Origin of the sequence: Gilliamella sp. B3817 (genome assembly GCF_026536705.1) — a bacterium.
In the GTDB taxonomy this organism is placed as follows: domain Bacteria; phylum Pseudomonadota; class Gammaproteobacteria; order Enterobacterales; family Orbaceae; genus Gilliamella; species Gilliamella apicola_I.
Genome location: NZ_JAFNNV010000027.1, coordinates 1 through 528 on the forward strand (window position 1 = coordinate 1; position 528 = coordinate 528).

The window sequence follows — 528 nt, forward strand, 5'->3', positions numbered from 1 at the left end:
ATGTGTTAAAAGGGACTATTTATAAAGACTACTCAGGACAAGGAACGCATCAGACTTATCACACCGCCACCTTATCAGGGGTGAACGTTGTGGCGACAAACAGCCATGGCTTAACCTTAACGGTCGACAGTGACAGTAAGGGTGAATATGAAATTGCGAATATAGGTGAAGGCCGCTGGACGATAAGTGTAGAAGCACCGGCAAATTCAGGTTATGACTTCAGTTATGTGGCACAGAAAGTGGGCGGCCCAATTACATCCATGACCGGTAATGGTGTTGTTGTCGATATCGCCTCCCCATCCTCGTCGTCCACCAAAATTACCACGGTTGATTTCGGTCTGAAAGGACAGGCGAGCATTGAAGGTCAGGTCGTGATAGACGTGATTGCGGAAGATGGCGCGGTGATCAATGCACAGGATATCGGAATTGATACGTTATTTACGGATTACACGGTAGGATTATATGTAGATAATAATCTGGTGAAAGAGGTTAAAGCGGTCAGTACGGGTAGTGCAGAGCACGAGTTAG

Annotated in this window: 1 protein-coding gene; it reads left to right on the top strand. The window is 46.6% G+C overall.

What is annotated here, in order from left to right:
• Nucleotides 1–528: hypothetical protein (locus tag J3U36_RS11350; RefSeq protein WP_267385930.1), on the top strand; the 528-nt coding region annotated here is incomplete at both ends.